The following is a 23,602-nucleotide window of genomic DNA, read 5'->3' on the forward strand; positions in this document are numbered from 1 at the left end:
CGCCTGCGCGAACTCCGCGTTCTCGGAGAGGAACCCGTAGCCCGGGTGGACGGCGTCCGCTCCGGCCTCGTGTGCCGCGTTCAGGACCTTCGCGAAGTCCAGGTAACTGGTGGCCGGGGTGTCACCGCCCAGGGCGAACGCCTCATCCGCGGCGCGGACATGCAGAGCGTCCCGGTCCGGATCCGCGTAGACGGCCACGCTCGCGATCCCGGCGTCCCGACAGGCCCGGGCCACGCGGACAGCGATTTCGCCACGGTTGGCGATGAGCACCTTGCGCACGATTGAGGCTCCCTCCTTGAAACAAGCCGAGTTTAGGGACTGCCGACACGGCACTTCGACCCGTCCCCAATGGTGACCTTGCCCACACGGAGCGTGATGCGAAGCTCACCCGACCCGGGAAATCCCTTGTCGCACCTCGGTACGCAGGACTCCTTCGGGAAACCCTAGCCCCGTCATGTGGTCAAGGTCTCTGTGAGAGCGTGCCGCGCCCCACTCCGTTTCTTTGTTGAGTCCCTACGAATGGCCCAACGTTTCTTTGCTGCCGACCGGACCCTTGTCCCGCGGTTTACCCGTTAGTAGCGTTCGCGATGTCTTGAACGTACTTCAAGTAACACCGGCTCGGTCCGAGCCGTGATCGAAAGTGGGTGGGACCGGTGGTGCGCAGACCGGTGGCGTGGGTGGTGGCGGTCATACTCTTCGCCGAGGCATTCGGCATCGCGGCATTCAACTGGTTCATGGGAGTGGTCGTCGACCACCAGCAGATGTCCCTGGCCGGCCTCGACGCGGACAAGATGTCGGTGTCCGCGAAGGCCGGCGCCGTCGTCTTCGGCCTCTACTTCGCGCTGTGCGGCCTGGTGGCCCTGCTGGTCGCCGTACGCAACCGGGCGCCCGCAGGCCTCGGCCGGGTGCTCCTGATCAGCGTCGCGGTCGTGCACGGCCTGCTGGGCGCCGTCGCCTGGGGTCTGATCGGCCCTGCCGCGTTCGGGTACATGCTGGTCGTCCTCGCGCTCGTCGTCCTGCTGCTGATGACGTACGACCAGGTGGACGGTGCCGGTGCCGCCGGGACGGAGGCCGACGGCGGCGGCGAGGACGGTTCCGGTCCCGCGGTCGGCCCGCAGCCGGAGCGGGAGCCGAAGAACGACACGCCCCCCGCGGGGCCGCTCACTCCGCCGGCGCCCACAACTCCGTGATGCCGACGCCCAGCTCCGCGAGCAGCCGGCGGACCAGGGGCAGGCTGATGCCGATCACGTTGCCGTGGTCGCCGTCGATGCCCTCGATGAACGGCGCGCTGCGGCCGTCCAGGGTGAAGGCTCCCGCCACGTAGAGGGGTTCGCCCGAGGCGACGTACGCGGCGATCTCCGCGTCGGTGGGCTCGCCGAACCGCACGACGGTGGACGCGGTCGCCGACACGTGCCGGTTGTTCGCCGTGTCCCAGACGCAGTGCCCGGTCTGCAGGGTGCCGGCCCGGCCGCGCATCGACTTCCAGCGGGCGGTGGCCTCCTCGGTGTCGGCCGGCTTGCCGAGGGCCTGGCCGTCGAGGTCCAGCACGGAGTCGCAGCCGATGACGAGCGCGCCCTGGACGTCGGGGCGGGCGGCGACCACGGACGCCTTCGCCTCGGCGAGGGCGAGGGCCAGCTCGGCCGGGGTGGGGGCGGTGACGGCGTCCTCGTCGACACCGCTGACGATCACCTCGGGGGTGAGACCCGCCTGGCGCAGGAGATTCAGCCGGGCGGGGGACTGGGAGGCGAGGACGAGTCTGCGCATGGGGGAAGCGTATCGGGGTGGGCCGACAGGGGGATGCTCACCTCACGCCGAGCACGATCATCAGTACGACCATGACCAGGGCCAGGACGACGCCGAGCCGCCGGAGGGTGTTCTGCATGTCCTGCAGGTCCTTCGGCGGCTCGTCTTCGGGGTCCGACCACAGCATGTCACCAGCGTGGGGCTTGGCCGACCTGGGCGCCTGAGTAGGGGTACTCAGATTGGTGCTCGGGGTTCCACTTAGGTGCGCCCACGCGGCGGAGCCGCATATCGATACAGCCGCGCGCCCCCAGGGGGTGGTGGCTCAGCTCGGCCAGTACGTGCGGGTCCATGCGCTTGCGCTCGGATGCGGGACCCGGCGTTGGGCGATGCGGCTCGGGTCGGACCAGGCGCTTCTTGTCGTCGGGGTGCCGGACGGGACGGCCGCCATGGCCGCTGCCCTCGCCCTTACCACCGCCAGTGCGGCGGCCAGCTCCTCCGGGGTCGGGTTGCCCCGTATGACCTTGATTGTCACAGCGGCTCCTTACAGGGGGATGTTGCCGTGCTTCTTCGGGGGCAGGGACTCGCGCTTGGTACGGAGCTGGCGCAGGCCCCGTACGACGTGGCGCCGGGTGTCCGACGGCATGATGACGGCGTCGATGTAGCCGCGTTCGGCCGCCGTGTAGGGGTTGAGGAGGGCGTCCTCGTACTCCTGGATGAGCTGTGCCCGGGTGGCATCGACGTCGTCCGCCTCGGCGATGGTGCGGCGGTGCAGGATGTTGACCGCGCCCTGGGCGCCCATGACGGCGATCTGGGCGGTGGGCCAGGCGAGGTTGAGGTCGGCGCCCAGGTGCTTGGAGCCCATGACGTCGTAGGCGCCGCCGAAGGCCTTGCGGGTGATGACGGTGATGAGGGGGACGGTGGCCTCGGCGTAGGCGTAGATCAGCTTGGCGCCGCGGCGGATGATGCCGTCGTGCTCCTGGTCGACGCCCGGCAGGAAGCCGGGGACGTCGACGAAGGTGATGACCGGGACGTTGAAGGCGTCGCAGGTGCGGACGAAGCGGGAGGCCTTCTCGCTCGCCTTGATGTCCAGGCAGCCGGCGAACTGCATGGGCTGGTTGGCGACGATGCCGACCGGGTGGCCCTCCACCCGGCCGAAGCCGGTGACGATGTTCGGGGCGAACAGGGCCTGCGTCTCGAAGAACTCACCGTCGTCGAGGACGTGCTCGATCACCGTGTGGATGTCGTACGGCTGGTTCGCGCTGTCCGGGACCAGGGTGTCCAGCTCGCGGTCCTCGTCGGTGACGGCGAGGTCGGCCTCCTCGGGGAAGACCGGGGGCTCGGAGAGGTTGTTGGACGGCAGGTACGACAGCAGCTGCTTGACGTACTCGACGGCGTCCTTCTCGTCGCCGGCCATGTGGTGGGCCACGCCGGAGACGGAGTTGTGGGTCCGGGCGCCGCCCAGCTCCTCGAAGCCGACGTCCTCGCCGGTGACCGTCTTGATGACGTCCGGGCCAGTGATGAACATGTGGGACGTCTGGTCGACCATGACCGTGAAGTCGGTGATGGCCGGGGAGTACACGGCGCCGCCGGCGCAGGGGCCCACGACGAGCGAGATCTGCGGGATCACGCCGCTCGCGTGGGTGTTGCGGCGGAAGATCTCGCCGTACGCGCCGAGGGAGGCGACGCCCTCCTGGATCCTGGCCCCGCCGGAGTCGTTGATGCCGATGACCGGGCAGCCGGTCTTCAGGGCGAAGTCCATCACCTTCACGATCTTCTGGCCGTAGACCTCGCCGAGGGCGCCGCCGAAGACGGTGAAGTCCTGGGAGAAGACGGCGACGGGACGGCCGTCGACCGTGCCGTACCCGGTGACGACGCCGTCCCCGTACGGGCGGTTCTTCTCCAGGCCGAAGTTGGTGGAGCGGTGCCGGGCGAACTCGTCCAGCTCGATGAAGGAGCCCTCGTCGAGGAGCAGCTCGATCCGCTCACGGGCCGTCAGCTTGCCCTTGGCGTGCTGCTTTTCGACCGCACGCTCCGAACCGGCGTGTGTCGCTTCGTGGACACGGCGCTGGAGATCCGCGAGCTTCCCCGCGGTCGTGTGAATGTCGATCTCTTCCGGCTCGGACATCGGGATGCGGCTCCCTGCCTGCTCAAAAGGGGGGACGGTTACTCATCCGTAGCGTAGTGGGGCGCCTTCCAAACGGCAGTGCGGCGTACAACACACCTAGGGTGGCTTGCATGACGCCGCGAGATGCAGCAGATGCGAACAACAGTCGTTGGTCCGACCTGGACCGTCCACCGCTGAACGGGACGGGGTTGCGCAAGGCCCTGGTGCGGGACGGCGGGGACGGGGGTCTGTACCGCGACATCGAGATCGTGGACCGCACCGGCTCCACCAACTCCGACCTCGTGGCGCGGGCCGTCGCGGGGGACGCCGGCGAGGGCGTGGTGCTGGTCGCCGAGGAGCAGACGGCGGGGCGGGGCCGGCTGGACCGGCAGTGGACGGCGCCGCCGCGCTCGGGTCTGTTCTTCTCGGTGCTGCTGAAGCCGGCCGAGGTGCCGGTGGCCCGCTGGGGCTGGCTGCCGCTGCTCACCGGGGTGGCGGTGGCGACGGGGCTGGCGCGGGCGGCGGGCGTCGACATGGCCCTCAAATGGCCGAACGACCTCCTGGTCACCGTGGGTGAGGAGGAGCGCAAGACCGGGGGCATCCTCGCGGAGCGGGCCGGCGAGGACGGGGTGGTGGTCGGCGTCGGCATCAACGTCACGCTCCGGGCGGCGGAGCTGCCGGTGCCGCAGGCGGGGTCGCTGGCGCTGGCCGGGGCGGTGAGCACGGACCGGGAGACGCTGCTGAGGGCGGTCCTGCGGTCGCTGGAGGACTGGTACGGGCGCTGGCGCGCGGCGGGCGGCGATCCGGCCGTGAGCGGGCTCCAGGAGGCGTACGCGGCAGGGTGCGCGACGCTGGGGCGGTCGGTCCGGGCGGAGCTGCCCGGGGACCGGTCGCTGGTCGGGGAGGCGGTGGCGATCGACGGCGACGGAAGGCTGGTGATCGCCACGGGGGAAGGGGTTCAGGAGCCGGTGGGGGCGGGGGACATCGTGCATCTGCGGCCGGCGTGAGGGCGGGGGTGGGGGCGCTTACCGCGCTGGCCGGGTGCCGCTGCGCCCACCCGTGCCGCCCTGCGGCACGCCTGCCCGCAGCTGGGAAGCTGACGCGACTGCAGCGCCCCGTAAGGGGCGCGGGGAACTGCGCGGGCAACCCCCACTCACCCGCACTCGAAACTCGACCCCTCACCACCCCGATGTCGGCTTACCTCACGAAGTGAGCTACCGCACAGCTGCCGTAGAGTTGAGGCCGGTCGGTATGCGACCGCGGTAGATCGGAAGGGCAGCAGGCGTGACCGTCGACGACACGGGCTCCGGCGAGGGCGCGGACGCCGCCGACTCCGGCGAGGACCCCCTCGCGCTGCGTCTCGAAGGCCTGATCCTCGGGGCCGAGCGCCGCTACACCCCCTTCCAGGCGGCCCGCAGCGCCGGCGTCTCCATGGAGCTGGCGTCGAGGTTCTGGCGGGCGATGGGCTTCGCCGACATCGGGCAGGCCAAGGCGCTGACCGAGGCCGACGTGCTGGCCCTGCGCCGGCTCGCCGGCCTCGTCGAGGCGGGGCTGCTCAGCGAGGCCATGGCGGTGCAGGTGGCGCGGTCCACGGGGCAGACCACCGCCCGTCTGGCGGAGTGGCAGATGGATTCCTTCCTGGAGGGCCTGACCGAGCCCCCCGAGCCGGGTATGACCCGGACCGAGGTCACGTACCCGATCGTCGAACTGCTCCTGCCCGAGCTGGAGGAGTTCCTCGTCTATGTCTGGCGCCGCCAGCTCGCCGCCTCGGCCGGCCGGGTCGTGCAGGCCACCGACGACGAGGAGATGGTCGACCGCCGGCTGGCCGTCGGCTTCGCCGACCTCGTGGGGTTCACCCGGCTGACCCGGCGCATGGAGGAGGAGGAACTCGGCGAGCTGGTCGAGGCCTTCGAGACCACCGCCGCCGACCTGGTGGCGGCCCGCGGCGGCCGGCTCATCAAGACCCTCGGCGACGAGGTCCTGTACGCCGCCGACGACGCCGGTGTCGCCGCCGACATCGCGTTGCGCCTGGTCGAGACCATGGCGAACGACGAGACGATGCCGGAGCTGCGCGTCGGCATGGCCTTCGGCACGGTCACCACCCGGATGGGCGATGTCTTCGGTACGACCGTGAACCTCGCCTCCCGCCTCACCTCCATAGCGCCGCGCGACGCCGTGCTCGTGGACAGCGCCTTCGCGGAGGAGCTGATCCGGGTGGGGGAGGCGCCGGCCTCGGAGGCGGCCGCCGCGGAGGAGGCGGCGACCGCCGAGAAGGAGGGCGAGGAGCCCCCGACGTACCGCTTCGCGCTCCAGCCGATGTGGCAGCGCCCGGTGCGAGGCCTGGGCGTGGTGGAGCCCTGGCTGCTCACCCGCCGGGACGGCGAGCCGTAGCCGCCGGCGGGCCGACGCACAGTCCGACGACCGGCAGGCATACCCCGCCGCCCGGCTGATCCGCGCTGGGTGTCGGCGTCGGCGTCGGAGCGGGTGCGGGGTCCGTGGCCGGTGGCGGCGGAGTGCTGGTCGGCCGGGTCGGGGCCGTCGGGATGGTGGTCGGGACCGTGCCGGTGCCGGGCAGTGCGGTGGGCGAGGCGGACGGTGCCGCGGAAGCCGTGCGGGCGGCGGCGGTGGCCGTCGGTGTCGTGCTCTCGCCGTCCGTCGCGGTGGCCGCAGAGGGCGTCGCCCTGAGGACCGTACCGACCGTGGCGGCCGCGTTCGCCGGGCGGTCCGTGACGTCGGCGGTCGGGTCGAGGTGGGGCTCCGCCTCGGCGGTCCCGGCCGGGCCGGTGCCGCCGCCGTCCGGGATCAGCCGTACGAGGCTGAGCGCCCCGGCGGCCAGCGCGAGCCCTCCGGCGGCGAACAGCACCTTGCGGGGCCGGGGCTTGCGGTGCCGCCCCCGGCGACCGGCTGCAGACGTTCCTGTCATGACGTTCCCTCCCCGATTCCCTTCCCGATCCCTCCTCGCTGCGCGCCCCCCCGATGCGCCGTGGCGAGCGCACGTTATGCGCTCCCGTGGGGCGTGCGCCCGGAGTCTCCCGGGATGTCACTCGAACGAGGGTGTCCAGGAGCGGCCGGTACCCCTTTCCTCCGGCCTGCTCGGGCTGCGATGATCGAGGGAGTTAACAGGCGTTAACTCGTGGGCGGGTCGAGCGGAGGGTGACGGACATGAGCGAGGAGCGGTACGGGGAGTTCGTGCTGGTGCGGCGGCACGGGCACGTCGCGGAGCTCGTGCTGGACCGGCCCAAGGCGATGAACGCGGTGTCGACGGCGATGGCCCGCTCGATCGTCGCCGCGTGCGCCGCGCTCGGTGGCGACCGGGACGCGCGCGTGGTGGTGGTGACCTCGTCGCACGAGCGGGCGTTCTGCGTCGGCGCCGACCTGAAGGAGCGCAACGCGATGACCGACGCGGAGCTGCTCCGGTCGCGGCCGCTGTCGCGCGGGGCGTACACCGGCGTGCTGGAGCTGCCGATGCCGACGATCGCCGCCGTGCACGGCTATGCGCTCGGCGGGGGCTTCGAACTGGCCCTGTCCTGCGATGTGATCGTGGCCGACGACACGGCCGTGGTGGGCCTGCCGGAGGTGTCGGTGGGCGTGATCCCCGGCGGTGGCGGCACGCAGCTGCTGCCGCGCCGGGTGGGTGCGGCCCGGGCGGCCGAGCTGGTCTTCTCGGCGCGGCGGGTGGAGGCGCCCGAGGCGCGGGAGCTGGGCCTGGTCGACGAGCTGGTGGAAACGGGGCGGGACCGGGAGGCGGCGCTGGCGCTGGCGGCGCGGATGGCGGCGAACTCGCCGGTGGGGCTGCGGGCGGCGAAGCGGGCGTTGCGACTGGGGCACGGGCTGGATCTGCGGACGGGGCTCGAGGTCGAGGACGCGGCGTGGCGGACGGTGGCGTTCTCGGGGGACCGGGCGGAGGGGGTGGCGGCGTTCAACGAGAAGCGGCGGCCGGAGTGGCCGGGGGAGTGACGTGCGGGTGGGCTGTGGCTGGGGCGGGGGGTTTCGCTTACCGGCGCTGGCAGGGTGCCGCTGCGCCCACCCTCCCCCACTCTCGGCTTCGCTCGAGCGGGGGGACCCCCATCGCCCTGCGGCACGCCTGCCCGCAGCTGATGCTTTTAGGGGCGCGGGGAACTGCGCGAGCAACCCCCACCGGCCCGCAGGTCGCGACGATGCCCCCGCTCCGCAACACCTGTTCGCCGCACCAATGTCCCGAATGAACCAGATTCTCCCTAACCTGGAGTGATGGGTGAGGACAACCGGCTGGTCGCCGTCGTCGCGCTGGCCCAGGGCATGGCCGCGGCTCACACCCCACGTGAGTGCTGGCACGCCGCCGCGGCCGGTGCCTGCCGTGCGCTCGACGGCAGCTTCGCCGCGCTCTCCGTCTGGGAGCGCGAGCTCGGCCGGCTCCGCGTCCTCGTGAACGTCGGGGAGCGCGCCCCGGAGGAGGAAGAGTTCCCGGAGGCCGAGGCCTACCCGGTGCACCAGTTCCCGGAGATCACCGAGTTCCTCCACGAACGCTGGGCGGGCGGCGGCGGCCCCAACGCCTGGGTCGAGACGGCCGAGGGTCCCGCCGCCGGCCGCCCCGGCTACTCGCACCAGCGCGTCGCCGCCCTGCGCCGCCGGGGCCGCGGCTGCTGCCTGGTCGCGCCGATCTTGCTGCACGGCAGGGCCTGGGGCGAGCTGTACGTGGCCCGCGCCGCCCGCGCCCCCGTCTTCGACCGTGCCGACGCCGACTTCGCCACCGTCCTCGCCTCGGTCGTCGCCGCCGGGATCGCGCAGACCGAGCAGTTGGAGGAGGCCCGCCGGCTCGCGTACACCGACGCGCTGACCGGACTCGCCAACCGCCGTGCCGTCGACGTACGTCTCGACGAGGCGATCGAGCAGCACCGTGCGGACGGGGCGGTGGTCAGCCTCGTCGTCTGTGACCTCAACGGGCTCAAGAAGGTGAACGACACCTGCGGGCACGCCGTCGGCGACCGGCTCCTGGAACGCTTCGGCTCGGTGCTCTCGCTGTGCGGGGCGATGCTCCCGGGCGCGCTCGCCGCGCGGCTCGGCGGGGACGAGTTCTGTCTGCTGGCGGTCGGTCCGGCGGCCGACGACGTGGTGAAGGCGGCCGGCGAACTCTGCCGCCGGGCCGGGGAACTGGAGCTGGGGGAGGGGGTCGCGTGCGGGGTCGCCTCGACCGCGGACCCGATCGGGCCGGTGCGTTCGGGCCGCAGGCTGTTCCGGCTCGCCGACGCGGCCCAGTACCGGGCGAAGGCGCTGCTCGCGGACCGGCCGGTGGTGGCCGGGCGGGAGGGACCGGACGACCCCGTCGTACGGCTGGCCGACGCGCCGCCGCCGGAGCGGGCCGAGCGGCGCAGCTTCCGCGGGCGCCGGGGGCTGTGAGGCGGGACTGTGACGTACAAGTAAGGGGCAACCCCGTACCCCACTAGTGACAGCAGCTACATTCACTGCGTACGCTCCTGAATATGGATATGCACACTGTGGTGGTGGGGACGTCCGGTGTCACCGCGTCCGACGTTCTCGCCGTGGCGCGCGGCGGCGCCCGGATCGAACTGTCCGCGGAGGCCGTCACGGCGCTCGCGGCGGCCCGCGAGATCGTGGACGCGCTGGCGGCCAAGCCGGAGCCGGTCTACGGCGTCAGCACGGGCTTCGGCGCCCTGGCGACCCGGCACATCAGCCAGGAGCTGCGGGCCCAGCTGCAGCGCAACATCGTCCGCTCGCACGCCGCCGGCATGGGGCCGCGGGTGGAGCGCGAGGTCGTACGGGCCCTGATGTTCCTGCGGCTGAAGACCGTCTGCTCCGGACACACCGGTGTGCGTCCCGAGGTCGCGCAGACCATGGCCGACGTGCTGAACGCCGGTATCACCCCGGTCGTGCACGAGTACGGCTCCCTGGGCTGCTCCGGGGACCTGGCCCCGCTCTCCCACTGCGCCCTCACGCTGATGGGCGAGGGGGACGCCGAGGGCCCCGACGGGGTCGTCCGGCCCGCCGGCGAGCTGCTCGCCGAGCACGGGATCGCCCCCGTCGAACTGCGCGAGAAGGAGGGACTGGCCCTTCTCAACGGCACCGACGGCATGCTCGGCATGCTGGTCATGGCCCTCGCCGACCTCGACATGCTCTACAAGTCCGCCGACGTCACCGCCGCGTTGAGCCTGGAGGGGCTGCTCGGCACGGACAAGGTGCTCGCGCCCGAGCTGCACGCCATCCGGCCGCATCCGGGACAGGGCGACAGCGCCGCCAACATGCTCGCCGTGCTCCGGGGCTCCCAGCTGACCGGGCACCACCAGGACGACGCGCCGCGGGTCCAGGACGCGTACTCGGTGCGGTGCGCTCCGCAGGTCGCCGGCGCGGGGCGGGACACGCTCGCGCATGCGCGGCTGGTCGCCGAGCGGGAGCTGGCGTCGGCCGTCGACAACCCGGTCGTCCTGCCCGACGGGAGGGTCGAGTCGAACGGCAACTTCCATGGGGCGCCGGTCGCGTACGTCCTCGACTTCCTCGCGATCGCGGTGGCCGACCTCGGGTCCATCGCCGAGCGGCGGACGGACCGGCTGCTGGACAAGAACCGCAGCCACGGGCTGCCGCCGTTCCTCGCGGACGACGCGGGCGTCGACTCGGGGCTGATGATCGCCCAGTACACGCAGGCGGCGCTGGTGAGTGAGCTGAAGCGGCTTGCCGTTCCGGCGTCGGCCGACTCGATTCCGTCCTCGGCGATGCAGGAGGACCACGTGTCGATGGGGTGGTCGGCCGCGCGCAAGCTGCGGACGGCGGTGGGCAATCTGGCGCGGATCATCGCCGTCGAGCTGTATGCGGCCACCCGGGCCATCGAGTTGCGGGAGGGCCTGACGCCGGCGCCGGCCTCGCAGGCGGTGATCGAGGCGGTGCGCTCCGCGGGGGTGCGGGGGCCTGGGCCGGACCGGTACCTGGCTCCTGATCTCGCCGCGGCGGAGGAGTTCGTGCGGGGCGGGGGCGTGGTCGCGGCGGTGGAGAAGGTGACCGGAGCGTTGCGGTAGTCGTTTGGCCGCGGGTGCGTGGGGGGCTGGTCGCGCCCACGCGGCGGTAGCCGCATATCGATACAGCCCCGCGCCCCTGGGTTTCCTTCCGCGCCCCTTCTGCAAGGGGCGCGGGGAACTGTGCTGCTACCCCAGCTTCTTCGACTGGGCCTTGATCACTGCCGGTGGCACCGTGTACGTCTTGCCGGTCATCATCGCGCCGATGTTCATCGTGAAGTACGTCGCGACCGTGTTGCCGTAGCGGACCACTTCCGCGTGCAGGGGGCCCTTGTCGCCGTCCATGTCGGTGGTGGCGGTGAAGGCGACGGACTCGTCGCCCGAGCCGGAGGCCTTGGTGGGCGTCACCTTGGTGACCTTCTGGTCGTCGCCGGTGGCGCCGCCCGTGAAGCCTGCCGTGCAGTTCTTGAGGGCGGTCGAGACGGCCCGCAGGGCCTCCTCGGCGCCGTTGCCGTCGTACGACGACAGGTCGAGCGAGGTGATGTCCAGGTTCAGGGAGTCCTTGAGCGCGCTCTCGAACTTGCCGTCGGCCAGGTCGTCGAGAGAGGTCGCGTCGTCGGTGGGGTCCTTCTTGTCCTCCCGTACCGTGCGGCCGATCTCGGTCGCCGGGGTGGCCGGGGCGAGGCCGGTGAGGACGTAGGCCAGCGGGCGGCACTTCTCGTCGTCCGACTTGATGGTGCTCCGGGCCGGCGCGTCTTCGCCGATCGGGTTGACCTTGAAGCCGTCCACCTCGCCCTGCGCGAGGATCCGCTGCTTCAACTCCCCGGTGCTCAGCGCCTTGACGGTGGACGCTTCCCGCGCGGTGCCCGCGGTGTCCTCGGAACTCCCGCCGGAACAGCCCGTGATGAGGGCGAGGGACAGCGCGCCGCAGGCGGCGAGGGCGCAGATCCGCACGCCCGATGATCTCTTCATGAGAGGACTCTGGGTCCTCGGTCAAAGATCGGTCAAGTTATTTAAAACTCCAGCCGTTCCCGGCGTACCGAATAGACCACGAAGCCCGCTCCGACGGCGAGGAAAAGGGTGCCGCCGATGACGTACGGCGTGGTGTTCGGGCTTCCGGTGTCGGCGAGTTGGGTGGCGTCCCCGGTCGCCTCGGACGTGGCCTCGGACAGCGCTCGGGCCTGCTGGGTGACACGGGTCGCCGCCCCCTCCGACGTGCCGGTTCTCGCCGGGGCGTCCTGCGACGCGTTGGCGGACGGGACGAACCACAGTGCGCACAGGAGCGTGCCTGCGGCGGTGGCGGTCAGCAACGGGCGGCGAGCGGATGACACGGAATATCGATCCCCTTGTGACGCTGGCGAATTGGCCGTGTGGGCAGATGTTAGTGAAAATCGCGGGTCACGGGAAAGTCACGGGAGGTTTCGGTCGTACGCTCCCGCCATGAGCACTCCAGAGACATCACGTTTTGTACGGCTTCGGGTGGAGCTGGTTCTCGAGGTGGAGGACGGCGACGAGGTCACCAAGGCCGCGCTGCGGCGGATCGCCCAGGATCCCGAGCTGCCCGGCGAGGAGCGGACCCAGGCCGAGGCCGCTGTGACAGAAGACACCGCCGAGGCGCTCGCCTATCTCGTCGACCCGTTCGACCTGGTCAGCGAGGTGCCCGGAGTGGAGCTCCAGCAGGCTTCCTGGTCCAGCGAGCGGATTTCCTACGATCCGGATTCGCCGGACTGGGATCTCGACGAGGATGATGACGACGGCGACGACGAAGAGGGCGGCATCGGCTGAGCGATCCGGGGAACCGGTGACCCCGGGCGGCAACCGCCGTCCGGGGTTTCGTCGTCTCGGAGGGCGCACGGACCGGCCCCTTGCGCACCAGCCGCCCCTGCGGACGTGGTGTGCCCCACAGAACCGAAGAATGTGGAACGGGACGACACGGCCGTAGCGTTGAAGATTCTTGACGGGGACTCTCGGTGTGTTCGCGTACTCGGCAGCGATGGAGAAGCGTGTGATGACGGACAGTAAGCGGCGCAAGGGCCTGGTGGCCGCGTCCGCACTGCTCGGTGGCGTACTGGTGCTCACGGCGTGTTCCGGCAGCGACGACAAGGCGTCCGGCGGCAACAGCAGCTCGCAGTCCCAGGCGGACGAGGCCGCGGCCAAGAAGTCGTCCAAGGCCGACATCACGATCACGCCCAAGGACGGCTCGGACAGCGCCTCCATCAACAACTCCGCCGCCGTCACCGTCAGCAAGGGCACCCTCACCGGCGTGACCATGACCACCGCCGACGGCAAGGCGGTCGCCGGCACCCTGTCCGCCGACAAGACGAGCTGGAAGCCCGACGCCCAGCTGGAGCGGTCCACCACCTACAAGGTCGCCGCCGAGGCCAAGGACTCCGCCGGCCTGGTCGCCCACGAGAACGCCTCCTTCACCACGGTCTCCCCGGCCAACAGCTTCATAGGCACCTTCACCCCCGAGGACGGCTCGACCGTCGGCGTCGGCATGCCCGTGTCGATCAACTTCGACAAGCAGATCACGAACAAGGCCGCCGTCCAGAAGGGCATCACGGTCACCTCCAGCAGCGGCCAGGAGGTCGCCTGCCACTGGTTCTCCACCCAGCGCATGGACTGCCGCCCCGAGACCTACTGGAAGGAGAACTCCACCGTCACGCTGAAGCTGGCGCTCGACGGTGTCCAGGGCGCCTCCGGGGTCTACGGCGTCCAGCAGAAGACGGTCACCTTCCACATCGGCCGCAACCAGATCTCCTACGTCGACGCCAAGACCAAGGAGATGAAGGTCACCGAGGACGGCAAGACCGTCAAGACCATCCCGATCTCGGCCGGTTCCCCGGAGCACACCACGTACCAAGGCATCATGGTGATGTCCGAGAAGTACAAGCAGACACGCATGAACGGCACGACCGTCGGCTTCACCGACAACGACGGCAAGGCCGAGTACGACATCAAGGACGTGCCGCACGCCATCCGCCTCACCAGCTCCGGCACCTTCCTGCACGGCAACTACTGGGGCGCCAAGTCCGTCTTCGGCTCCGTGAACACCAGCCACGGCTGCGTGGGCCTGTCCGACACCAAGGGTGCCAACGACACCACCACGCCCGCCTACTGGATGTACACGCACTCGATCATCGGTGACGTCGTGGTCATCTCCCACACCGGCGACAAGACCGTGGCCCCCGACAACGGCCTCAACGGCTGGAACATGAACTGGGCGCAGTGGAAGGCCGGTTCGGCCGTCTGAGCCATCCGGACGCCAAACGGACACCACGGAAGGCGGCTGCCCTCGGGGCGGCCGCCTTCCGCGTGTCCGGCCGGTGCTGACAGCCCCGTGCGGGGAGATTCCTGGTCTCCGGACAGCCTTCTCATGCATCTCTTATTTAGGCCTTATCGAGCCATCACGGTGCGTCCCTACCTTGCGGTCATGTTCTTCACCTACCTGAGGCGCGAACTGCGCCGCCGCAGAAAGGCGGCTCTCGTCGTCGCCTCCGGCCTCGCGCTGGGCATCGCACTGGTCATTGTGGTCAACTCCGTGTCCAACGGCATGGGGAAGGCGCAGGACAAGGTCCTCCAGTCGCTGTACGGCCTGGGTACGGACATGACGGTCACCAAGGCCGCGTCGGCGACCACGAGCGCCTCGCAGCGGCCCCGCTTCAACTTCGACGCGCAGAACAACGGTTCGTCGAGCACGCAGAGCAGTGACCGCGTCATGGTGCAGGGCTTCACCACCCTCGCCTCCACCACCGTCACCAAGGTCGGCGACCAGAAGGGCGTCGCGACCGCGGTCGGCGGGCTGAACCTCAACGTGGTCAAGATCAGCGGCCAGTTCACCCGGGGTCAGTTCCAGCAGAACCAGGGCTCGGGCGGCACCGGCGGCACCCGCGGCGGCGGTGGCGGCACCGGAGCGCCGCAGGGCGAGGTCAAGGGCGGCGGTGCCAACTTCGACGTCAACTCGTACACGGTCTACGGCACCGACGTCACCCAGACCGACGTCGGCCCGCTGACCTCGTCGAAGATCACCAGCGGCCGTACCTTCAAGACCACCGAGACGAACGCCAAGGTGCTGGTCGCCGACTCGGCGTTCGCCAAGGAGAAGAAGTACAAGGTCGGTTCGACCGTCACCATCAACAAGGTCAAGTACACGATCATCGGTATCGCGACGGCCGACAGCGGTGACGCGGCGGCCAACCTGTACATGCCGCTGAAGCAGGCGCAGACGCTCGCCGACGAGAAGAACAAGGTCACCACGATCTACGTCAAGGCGACCGACTCCAAGCAGATCTCCTCGGTCAAGAAGACCATTCAGAGCAACGTCTCGGGTACGACGGTCACCACCTCCGCGGACCTCGCGGACACCGTCTCCGGCTCGCTGTCCACGGCGTCCTCGCTCGCCACCAACGTCGGCAAGTGGCTGTCCATCGCGGTGCTCGTGGCCGCGTTCCTGGTCGCCGGCCTGCTCACCTCCTCGGCGGTCTCCCGCCGCGTCCGTGAGTTCGGCACGCTGAAGGCGCTGGGCTGGAAGTCCGGCCGGGTCACCCGGCAGGTCATCGGCGAGGCCATGGTCAACGGCCTGGTCGGCGGGGCGCTCGGGATCGGGCTCGGACTGGTCGGCGCGTACGTGGTCACCGCGATCAGCCCCACGCTGCAGGCCTCCCTCGGCGGTGGCGGCGGTGGCGGCACCGGCACCGGTGGCGGGGGCTTCGGCGGCGGTGGGGCCGGCGGCTTCGGCGGCGGTCCCGGCCGGCAGACCGCGAAGACCCTGGAGGTCGCCCTCACGGCTCCGGTCAGCGTGACGACGATCGCGCTGGCGGTGGGTCTGGCGGTGGCCGGCGGTCTGATCGCGGGCGCGTTCGGCGGCTGGCGCGCGTCCAGGTTGCGGCCGGCGGACGCACTGCGGCGGGTCGAGTAGCTGACGTCGGCTGTGGCTGGGGGCGGGGGTGGGGACGCTCACCGGCGCTTGCCGGGTGCCGCCCGCGCCCACCCGTGCCGCCCCAGCGGCACGACTGCCCGCGGCTACGTCAGCTGACAGGACGCCCGCGGCTGAAGCGCCCCTTCAGGGGCGCGGGGAACTGCGCGAGCAACCCCCACCGGCCCGCAGTGGACACCCGACCGCCCCACCCCGAAACCCTCCAGGAGCCACCATGTACGAACTCAGAAACGTCACCAAGCTCTACTCACGCGGCAAGGACACCGTCCGCGCCCTCGACGGTATCGATCTCACCATCGCCGACGGCGACCGCCTGGTCATCCAGGGGCCCACCGGCGGCGGCAAGTCCACCCTCCTGCAGATGCTGGGCGGCCTGGACCGGCCGACGTCCGGTGAGGTCGTGCTCGACGGCACCGACCTGGCCAAGCTCTCCGAGACCAAGCTGACCCGGGTCCGCAGCGAGAACATCGGCTTCGTCTTCCAGTCCTTCAACCTCATCCCGACGCTCACCGCCCAGGAGAACGTCGAGACCGCCCTCGTCCCGCTCGGCGTCAAGACCAAGGTACGGCGTGAACGCGCCGCCGAGGCACTGACGTCGGTCGGTCTCGGCGAGCGCCTCGGTCACCTGCCCGGCGAGCTGTCCGGCGGCCAGCAGCAGCGTGTCGCCATCGCCCGGGCCCTGGTCAAGAACCCCAAGGTGCTGCTCGCCGACGAGCCCACCGGCAACCTCGACGAGGGCATGCGCGACGAGATCATGGACGTACTGGAGCGCATGTGGAAGGAGCACGGGCTGACCTTCATCATGGTCACCCACGACTCCGCGATCGCGAAGAAGGCCCCGCGCCTCGCGACCATCCGCAAGGGCAAGATAACCGTCAAGGAGAACGCGGGCGCGTAACACCGGCGCGCCGGGTACAACCGCGCGGTTGTGTAACGGTGTTCACCCCGGCGCGTAACAGTTGTCCCGCACTCTTCTTACCGGTCTCTCATCTATTGAGCCCGCTGATCACCCCCCGGCATACTCCGTATTCCGGGGGGTTGACGTATGTGCGTACGAGACTGCCCCCGGCCGGGTGAACGGGGAATTCACCCGGTACACCGTCTCCTGGGGGAGTCTTGCGCAGACAAGTGAAAAGAGCCGCTGCGGCCACGGTGGCCACGGCGGCGGCCGTCGCGCTCGCCGCGGGCATGACCAGCCCGGCTTCGGCGAAGCCGGAACAGAGCGCCGCCCCGGCCGCGGCCGCGTCTTCGCTCACCGCCAAGCACCACGTCACCCTGATCACCGGCGACCGGGTCGCCCTCGACGCCAAGGGCCGCGTCGTCGGCCTGGAGCGGGCGAAGGGGCGCCAGCACATACCCTTCCGGATCAGCAAGGCCGGCGGGCACACCCTCGTCGTCCCCGGTGACGCCGTCCAGCTGGTGGCCTCCGGCAAGCTGGACCAACGGCTGTTCGACGTCACCGAGTTGAACCAGGCCGCGACCCGCAAGGCGCAGCAGCACGGCCTGAAGGTCATCGTCGGGTACAGCGGTGCCGCCACGGCCACCAAGGCCGACGTGCGGGACGCGGGCACCCTGCGGCACAGCCTCAAGGCGCTCAACGCCGACGCCGTGCAGACCCCGGTCAAGGACACGCCCGAGCTCTGGGACGCGGTCACCAACGGGGACAGGGCCGCCGCCGGCATCGCGCACGTCTGGCTCGACGGCGTCCGCAAGGCCAGCCTGGACAAGTCCGTGCCGCAGATCGGCGCGCCCGCCGCGTGGAAGGCCGGCTACACCGGCAAGGGCGTCAAGATCGCCGTACTGGACACCGGTGTCGACACCACCCACCCGGACCTCAAGGACCAGGTGATCGAGTCCAAGAACTTCAGCACGGCCGCCGACGCCTCGGACCACTTCGGCCACGGCACGCACGTCGCCTCCATCGCGGCCGGCACCGGCGCCAAGTCGCACGGCAAGTACACGGGTGTCGCGCCCGGCGCGAAGATCCTCAACGGCAAGGTCCTGGACGACACCGGCTCCGGTGACGACTCCGGCATCCTGGCCGGCATGGAGTGGGCGGCGGCCGAGGGCGCCTCCGTCGTCAACCTCAGCCTGGGCGGCTTCGACACCCCGGAGATCGACCCGCTGGAAGCCGAGGTCAACAAGCTCTCCGAGCAGAAGGGCATCCTGTTCGCGATCGCCGCGGGCAACGAGGGCCCCGAGTCGATCGGTTCGCCGGGCAGCGCGGCCGACGCGCTCACCGTCGGCGCCGTCGACGGCAAGGACAAGCTCGCCGACTTCTCCTCCACCGGCCCCGCCGCCGACGGCTCCATCAAGCCGGACGTCACCGCCCCCGGCGTGGACATCACCGCGGCCGCGGCCAAGGGCAGCGTCATCGACCAGGAGGTCGGCGAGAACCCGCCCGGCTACCTGACCATCTCCGGTACCTCGATGGCGACCCCGCATGTCGCGGGCGCCGCGGCGATCCTCAAGCAGGAGCACCCCGACTGGGGCTTCCAGGAGCTGAAGGCGGCCCTGACCGGCTCCGCGAAGGGCGGCAAGTACACGCCGTTCGAGCAGGGTTCGGGCCGGATAGCCGTCGACAAGGCCATCAAGCAGACCGTGGTCGCCGACCCGGTGTCGGTGAACTTCGGCGTCCAGCAGTGGCCGCACACCGACGACACCCCGGTCACCAAGCAGCTGACCTACCGCAACCTCGGCACCAAGGACGTCACCCTCAGCCTCGCGGCGACCGCCACCGACCCCAAGGGCGCGGCGGCCCCGGCCGGCTTCTTCAAGCTCGGCGCGGCCAAGGTGACCGTCCCGGCGGGCGGCAAGGCCTCCGTCGGCCTCACCGTCGACACCAAGCTGGGCGGCACCCTCGACGGCGCCTACTCGGCGTACGTGACGGCGACCGGCGGCGGCCAGAGCGTCCGCACGGCGGCCGCGGTCCAGCGCGAGGTGCAGTCGTACAACGTCACGGTCAAGCACATCGGACGCGACGGCAACCCGACCGGTGTCTACAACACCGACCTCACGGCCTACTCGGGTCTCGGCAACGGCCGCGACTACCTCGTGCCGGCCGACAACTCCGGGACCGCCACGATCCGGGTACCCAAGGGCACCTACCTGCTCGACGCCTGGATCGCCAAGGACTTCACCACCTTCGACGGCGGTCTCGACTGGCTGGTCAACCCGAAGCTGAGCGTCACCAAGGACCTCACGCTCACCATCGACGCCCGCACCACCAAGTCCGCCGACATCACGGTGCCGGACGCGCAGGCCACCCCGCACTCGGCGACCGTCGACTACATGTACGACCCGGCCGGCATCGGGTTCGGGGTCGGCTTCGACACCTTCGACAAGATCCGGATCGCACCGCTGGGCGGCGAGGTCAGCGGTCTGACCCAGACCTGGAGCGGCCAGTTCACCAAGGGTGCCGGCGAGGAGTACGACGTCGCCACCAGCGCCCAGGTCAAGAAGGTCCAGGGCGACAAGGTCCGGCACTTCAAGACCAGTGAGCTCGCCACGGTCACGAACGCCGTGGGCGCCTCCGCCCCCAACAAGACGGGTGCGATCGCCCCGTGGGGCGTGGTCGGCGAGGACTTCGTGATGGGCGACGCGGTGGAGCAGAAGCTGCCCGTCACCCGCACCTTCCACATCTCCACCGTGGACGGAGCCCAGTGGGCCTTCGACGTCACGCAGTACTCCGGTCACGACGCCCAGGGCCTGCCGATCGCCGACGCCTTCTACACGCTGGGCGACCCGAAGACGTACAAGGCCGGCCAGACCTACCGCAACACCTTCAACAGGGCCGTCTTCGGCCCGCACCTGAGCAGCGAGTACGGCCTGTTCCGGAACGGCAACCAGATCTTCGGCGTGGTCCCGCTGTTCTCCGACAGCGCCCGGCACGCCGGATCCTCCGACTTCCTGTCGGTGAACACCACCCTGTACCGCAACGGCACCAAGGTGGGCTCCAACCAGGACCCGCTGTTCGGCGACGGCGTGTTCACGGTGCCGTCCGCGAACGCCGAGTACAAGCTGACCACCTCGGTCATCCGCTCGGTCAAGGTCGCCGCCGCCTCCACCCGGATCGACGCGAGCTGGACCTTCCACTCGAAGAAGCCGGGCAGCAACACCGTGCTGGCCCAGCTCCCGGCCTCCACCGTCCACTTCGGCGCCGCCACCGGCCCGGACAGCCGCGTCGAGGCGGGCAAGAAGGTCACCTTCCCGGTCACCGTCGAGGGCGCGGCCGCCGGCCGCAACCTGCAGTCCCTCGGGGTCTGGGTGTCGTACGACTACGGCCAGACCTGGAAGAAGCTGACGGTCAGCCACGGCAGGATCACCGTCAAGAACCCGGCCAAGGGCAAGGCCATCTCGTTCCACGCCAAGATCGCCGACAAGAAGGGCAACAAGTCGACGATCTCGATCTACAACGCGTACTACGCCAAGTGAGGGCGCCGGTCGCCGAGTAGCACCCCAGCGAGCGGCCCGTCGGAAGCGCGGCTTCCGGCGGGCCGTTCTCCATGCCGTCGATCAGGGCCGCCGATCAGGGCCGCCGGGTCAGGGCCGTCGGTCAGGGCCGTCGCTCAGGGGTGCCGGGGTGATCCGGGTCGCGTCCGTGCCCCAGCTGGCCAGCAGGCGCAGCGCCTCGGCCGACGCCGAGCCCGGTTCCGCGTGGTAGGTGACCAGGGCCTGGTCCTGGTCACCTGGCATCCGGAACGACTCGTAGTTCAGGGACAGCTCGCCCACCAGCGGGTGGTGCATCCGCTTCATCCCGTACGACTTCTCCTTGACGTCGTGGGTCGCCCACAGCCGGCGGAACTCCTCGCTCTTCACGGAGAGTTCCCCGACCAGCGCGGAGAGCCGGGTGTCGTCCGGATAGCAGCCCGCGTCCATCCGCAGCTGGCAGACGATGTCGATCGCCTTCTGCTCCCAGTCGACGAAGAGCTCGCGGTAGTCGGGCCGCAGGAACGTCAGCCGGGCCCAGTTGCGCTCCGCCACCGGCAGCTCCGCCCAGTCACCGAAGACGGCTGCCGCCATCCGGTTCCACGCCAGGATCTCCGAGCGCCGCCCCACGATGTACGCAGGCACGCTCTCCAGTGACTCCAGCAGCTGGCCCAGCGACGCCCGCACCTGCTGCGGCCGCGCCGACGCCTTCTTCTTGTGCTGCTTGCCCTTGGCGAGATGCATCAGATGCGCGTGCTCGGCGTCGGTCAGCCGCAGCGCGCGGGCGATCGAGTCCAGCACCTCCGCCGACACGTTCCGCCCGTTGCCCTGCTCCAGGCGCGTGTAGTACGCCACCGACACCCCGGCCAGCTGCGCCAGCTCCTCGCGCCGCAGCCCCGGCACCCTGCGGTGCCGCCCGAAGTCCGGCAGCCCCACGTCCAGGGGGCGCAGCCGGGCCCGCCGGGTGCGCAGGAACTCGCTGAGCTCGGCACGCCGGTCCAGGGACGGGGAGGCGGAGGAAGGGGCGGAGGGGGAGGCGGCGGTGGCGGGCAGGGGCTGGTCTTCCATACATCCAGTATTCACGGTCGTACGCACAGGATCCTGACCCCGCCGGTGGTAGGCACGGCAGACGTACGCAGAGGCGGGGGCTGGGTGACGGACGTAGCGTGGAGGAGTCTGGAAAGGCGCCCGGGACGGAAGAAGGCAACCGGGCGCGAAGGACACCCCTAGGAGAACCCCCCTCATGACCACTGTTGCTGCTTACGCCGCGCCCGCCGCGAAGGCCCCGCTGGAGCGGACCACGATCGAGCGGCGCGCGGTCGGCGAGTTCGACGTCCTCATCGACATCGAGTTCGCCGGTATCTGCCACTCCGACATCCACCAGGCCCGCGAGGGCTGGGGTACGGCGATCTTCCCGATGGTGCCCGGTCACGAGATCGCGGGCGTCGTCTCGGAGGTCGGCCCGGGTGTCACGAAGTACGCGGTGGGGGACCGGGTGGGCGTCGGCTGCATGGTCGACTCCTGCCGTGAGTGCGACAACTGCAAGGCCGGTCTCCAGCAGTACTGCACCGGCGGCGGCCCGACCTGGACGTACAACGCCGTCGGCAAGGACGGGCAGCCCACCTACGGGGGCTACTCGCACAAGATCGTCGTCGACGAGAACTACGTCGTCCGCATCCCCGACGGCCTCTCCCTCGACGTGGCGGCCCCCCTGCTCTGCGCCGGCATCACCACGTACTCCCCGCTCAAGCACTGGAACGCCGGTCCCGGCAAGAAGGTCGCGGTCGTCGGCCTCGGCGGCCTGGGCCACATGGGCGTGAAGATCGCCGCCGCCCTGGGCGCGGAGGTCACCGTCCTGTCCCAGTCCCTCCGCAAGAAGGACGACGGCCTGAAGCTGGGCGCCACGCACTACCGCGCGACCAGCGACCCGCAGACCTTCGCCGATCTCAAGGGCACCTTCGACATCATCCTCAACACGGTGTCCGCCCCGCTCGACTTCGACGCCTACCTGTCGCTCCTGAGGACCGACGGCGCCATGGTGAACGTGGGCATCCCGGAGGAGCCGGTGCACATCCTGCTCTCCTCCGTCTTCGGCAACCGCCGCAGCCTGAGCAGCTCCGGCATCGGCGGTATCCCGGAGACCCAGGAGATGCTCGACTTCTGCGCCGAGCACCACCTGGGCGCCGAGATCGAACTGATCAGCGCCGACCAGATCAACGAGGCGTACGACCGGGTCGTCAACAGCGACGTCCGCTACCGCTTCGTGATCGACACGGCGACGATCTGAGTCACTTCCGCCTGCCGAGCAGATACAGCAGATAGGGGCCGCCGACCAGGGAGGTCAGCGCACCGACCGGGATCTCCAGCGGAGGCACCAGGGTGCGGGCCACCAGGTCGGCGGTCACCAGCACGACCGCGCCCGTCAGCGCCGAGCAGACCAGCGGCAGCTGGGGGGTGCGGGTGAGCCGCCTGGCCAGCTGCGGCGCGGTCAGCGCGACGAACCCGATCGGCCCGGCGGCACCGGTCGCGGTGGCGGCGAGCACGACGCCGAGGGCGGTGAGACCGAGCCGGGCCCGGTCCACCCGGAGGCCGAGGGCGGCGGCGGTGTCGGGGTCGAGCCCGAGCGGCCGCGCCGCCCGGGCCGCCCACACCAGCCCCGGCAGGGCGAGGACGAGGACGACGGCGAGCGGCCCGGCCTGCTCCCACCCCCGCCCGTTCAGGCTCCCGGTCAGCCACAGCTTGACCTGTTCGGCCGCGTCCAGCTCGCTGTCGGTGAGATACAGCTGGACGACGGCGGACAGGGCGACGCCGATCCCGACGCCGGTCAGCACGAAGCGGCTGGGCTGCATGCCGTGGCGCCAGGCGAGTACGTACACGAGGGCGGCGGCGCCGAGGCCGCCGGCCACGGACACGGCGGGCATCGCGGAGGGCGACGCCACGGCGCCGGTGGCCAGCGCGAGCACGGTCGCGGCGGCGGCGCCGTGCCCGACGCCGATGACGTCCGGGCTGGCCAGCGGGTTCCGCGTGACCGTCTGCACCAGCGCCCCGGCGAGCCCGAGCGAGCCGCCGACGAGGGCCCCGAGCACGATCCGGGGGACGCGCAGCGTGTTGACGACGAGGTCGTACGGGGTCGGCTCGCCGCGGAGGGTGCGCCAGACGTCGGCCGGGGGGATGTAGGTCTGGCCGAGGGAGGCGGAGGCGGTCATGGCGACGGCGAGGAGGCCGAGAAGGGCGAGGGCGACGAGGATCGAACGCCGGTGGAGGACGAGGGAGAGGCGGGGGTGGGGCCGTAGTACTACGACTGCGGGCCGGTGGGGGTTCCTCGCGCAGTTCCCCGCGCCCCTGAAGGGGCGTTTCACAGCTACCCAGCTGCGGGCAGGCGTGCCGCAGGGCGGCACGGGTGGGCGCAGCGGCACCCTGTCGGCGCCGGTAAGCGAAACCCCCCGCCCC

The 23,602-nt window shown here is 70.9% G+C and carries 22 protein-coding genes; 12 read left to right on the top strand and 10 right to left on the bottom strand.

Annotated elements, in window-relative coordinates:
* Positions 1-279, bottom strand: a 279-nt coding sequence (locus ACWGKQ_RS34935) for a biotin carboxylase N-terminal domain-containing protein (RefSeq protein ID WP_453296037.1), incomplete at its 3' end; no start/stop codon positions are given.
* A 365-nt stretch (positions 280-644) separates the two neighbouring features.
* On the opposite strand from ACWGKQ_RS34935, the gene ACWGKQ_RS34940 reads away from it, so the two are divergent.
* Positions 645-1,190 carry a hypothetical protein gene (locus tag ACWGKQ_RS34940; RefSeq protein ID WP_453296038.1) on the top strand — a complete coding sequence of 182 codons (546 nt, stop codon included), beginning with the start codon at positions 645-647 and terminating at the stop codon, positions 1,188-1,190.
* On the opposite strand, the gene ACWGKQ_RS34945 is transcribed toward ACWGKQ_RS34940, so the two are convergent.
* The 4 genes from ACWGKQ_RS34945 to ACWGKQ_RS34960 form a co-directional block, all read right to left on the bottom strand.
* Positions 1,162-1,764: a Maf family protein gene (locus tag ACWGKQ_RS34945; RefSeq protein WP_453296039.1), complete on the bottom strand. Its 603-nt coding sequence runs from the start codon at positions 1,762-1,764 to the stop codon at positions 1,162-1,164. The genes ACWGKQ_RS34940 and ACWGKQ_RS34945 overlap by 29 nt on opposite strands.
* A 37-nt stretch (positions 1,765-1,801) precedes the next feature.
* On the bottom strand, positions 1,802-1,930 hold the full coding sequence (mmpB, locus tag ACWGKQ_RS34950; RefSeq protein WP_268239945.1) for a morphogenic membrane protein MmpB: 129 nt from the start codon (positions 1,928-1,930) through the stop codon (positions 1,802-1,804).
* 135 nt (positions 1,931-2,065) lie between these two features.
* Positions 2,066-2,275, bottom strand: coding sequence for an acyl-CoA carboxylase epsilon subunit (locus ACWGKQ_RS34955; RefSeq protein ID WP_453296040.1), 210 nt, complete (start codon positions 2,273-2,275; stop codon positions 2,066-2,068).
* Between the two features lie 9 nt (positions 2,276-2,284).
* Entirely contained in the window at positions 2,285-3,868 is a 1,584-nt protein-coding gene (locus tag ACWGKQ_RS34960; protein WP_453296041.1) for an acyl-CoA carboxylase subunit beta, read from the bottom strand.
* A gap of 110 nt (positions 3,869-3,978) precedes the next feature.
* Between ACWGKQ_RS34960 and ACWGKQ_RS34965 the strand changes: the two genes are divergently transcribed.
* Complete coding sequence (locus ACWGKQ_RS34965; protein ID WP_453296042.1) at positions 3,979-4,854, top strand: biotin--[acetyl-CoA-carboxylase] ligase; 876 nt, start codon at positions 3,979-3,981, stop codon at positions 4,852-4,854.
* A gap of 277 nt (positions 4,855-5,131) precedes the next feature.
* A complete protein-coding gene (locus tag ACWGKQ_RS34970) occupies positions 5,132-6,238 on the top strand; it encodes an adenylate/guanylate cyclase domain-containing protein (protein ID WP_453296043.1) in 1,107 nt (368 codons plus the stop codon).
* On the opposite strand, the gene ACWGKQ_RS34975 is transcribed toward ACWGKQ_RS34970, so the two are convergent.
* Positions 6,213-6,770: a hypothetical protein gene (locus ACWGKQ_RS34975; protein WP_453296044.1), complete on the bottom strand. Its 558-nt coding sequence runs from the start codon at positions 6,768-6,770 to the stop codon at positions 6,213-6,215. The two genes, ACWGKQ_RS34970 and ACWGKQ_RS34975, sit on opposite strands and share 26 nt — an antisense overlap.
* 239 nt (positions 6,771-7,009) lie before the next feature.
* Here ACWGKQ_RS34975 and ACWGKQ_RS34980 point away from each other — a divergent pair, with 239 nt between their 5' ends.
* The 3 genes from ACWGKQ_RS34980 to hutH all read left to right on the top strand — a co-directional run bounded on the left by ACWGKQ_RS34980 (position 7,010) and on the right by hutH (position 10,851).
* Entirely contained in the window at positions 7,010-7,804 is a 795-nt protein-coding gene (locus ACWGKQ_RS34980) for an enoyl-CoA hydratase/isomerase family protein (protein WP_453296045.1), read from the top strand.
* Between the two features lie 273 nt (positions 7,805-8,077).
* Complete coding sequence (locus ACWGKQ_RS34985) at positions 8,078-9,223, top strand: diguanylate cyclase domain-containing protein (RefSeq protein WP_453296046.1); 1,146 nt, start codon at positions 8,078-8,080, stop codon at positions 9,221-9,223.
* 89 nt (positions 9,224-9,312) lie between these two features.
* Positions 9,313-10,851, top strand: coding sequence for a histidine ammonia-lyase (gene hutH / locus ACWGKQ_RS34990; RefSeq protein ID WP_453296102.1), 1,539 nt, complete (start codon positions 9,313-9,315; stop codon positions 10,849-10,851).
* Between the two features lie 126 nt (positions 10,852-10,977).
* Here the strand turns inward: hutH and ACWGKQ_RS34995 are convergent, their stop codons facing one another.
* The gene (locus ACWGKQ_RS34995; RefSeq protein ID WP_453296047.1) at positions 10,978-11,760 is read right to left on the bottom strand and encodes a hypothetical protein; all 783 of its coding nucleotides are present in this window, start codon (positions 11,758-11,760) and stop codon (positions 10,978-10,980) included.
* Positions 11,761-11,801: 41 nt separating this feature from the next.
* Positions 11,802-12,119 (bottom strand): hypothetical protein, encoded by a 318-nt coding sequence (locus ACWGKQ_RS35000; RefSeq protein WP_453296048.1) that lies wholly within the window; start codon positions 12,117-12,119, stop codon positions 11,802-11,804.
* A 109-nt stretch (positions 12,120-12,228) separates the two neighbouring features.
* Here ACWGKQ_RS35000 and ACWGKQ_RS35005 point away from each other — a divergent pair, with 109 nt between their 5' ends.
* The 5 genes from ACWGKQ_RS35005 (at position 12,229) to ACWGKQ_RS35025 (ending at position 20,158) form a co-directional block, all read left to right on the top strand.
* Entirely contained in the window at positions 12,229-12,573 is a 345-nt protein-coding gene (locus tag ACWGKQ_RS35005) for a hypothetical protein (protein ID WP_453296049.1), read from the top strand.
* A 223-nt stretch (positions 12,574-12,796) separates the two neighbouring features.
* Positions 12,797-14,041 carry a L,D-transpeptidase gene (locus tag ACWGKQ_RS35010; protein ID WP_453296050.1) on the top strand — a complete coding sequence of 415 codons (1,245 nt, stop codon included), beginning with the start codon at positions 12,797-12,799 and terminating at the stop codon, positions 14,039-14,041.
* 180 nt (positions 14,042-14,221) lie between these two features.
* Positions 14,222-15,706 carry an ABC transporter permease gene (locus tag ACWGKQ_RS35015; RefSeq protein ID WP_453296051.1) on the top strand — a complete coding sequence of 495 codons (1,485 nt, stop codon included), beginning with the start codon at positions 14,222-14,224 and terminating at the stop codon, positions 15,704-15,706.
* Between the two features lie 232 nt (positions 15,707-15,938).
* Positions 15,939-16,622, top strand: a complete 684-nt coding sequence (locus ACWGKQ_RS35020; RefSeq protein WP_453296052.1) for an ABC transporter ATP-binding protein — start codon at positions 15,939-15,941, stop codon at positions 16,620-16,622.
* Between the two features lie 230 nt (positions 16,623-16,852).
* Positions 16,853-20,158 carry a S8 family peptidase gene (locus tag ACWGKQ_RS35025; RefSeq protein WP_453296053.1) on the top strand — a complete coding sequence of 1,102 codons (3,306 nt, stop codon included), beginning with the start codon at positions 16,853-16,855 and terminating at the stop codon, positions 20,156-20,158.
* A gap of 108 nt (positions 20,159-20,266) precedes the next feature.
* Here ACWGKQ_RS35025 and ACWGKQ_RS35030 read toward each other — a convergent pair whose 3' ends face one another.
* Entirely contained in the window at positions 20,267-21,220 is a 954-nt protein-coding gene (locus ACWGKQ_RS35030; protein WP_453296054.1) for a helix-turn-helix domain-containing protein, read from the bottom strand.
* A gap of 175 nt (positions 21,221-21,395) precedes the next feature.
* Between ACWGKQ_RS35030 and ACWGKQ_RS35035 the strand changes: the two genes are divergently transcribed.
* Entirely contained in the window at positions 21,396-22,439 is a 1,044-nt protein-coding gene (locus tag ACWGKQ_RS35035; protein WP_453296055.1) for an NAD(P)-dependent alcohol dehydrogenase, read from the top strand.
* 1 nt (position 22,440) lies between these two features.
* Here the strand turns inward: ACWGKQ_RS35035 and ACWGKQ_RS35040 are convergent, their stop codons facing one another.
* Complete coding sequence (locus ACWGKQ_RS35040; protein WP_453296056.1) at positions 22,441-23,511, bottom strand: FecCD family ABC transporter permease; 1,071 nt, start codon at positions 23,509-23,511, stop codon at positions 22,441-22,443.
* Between the last annotated feature and the right edge of the window lie 91 nt (positions 23,512-23,602).

Source organism: Streptomyces sp. NPDC054770, assembly GCF_053611985.1.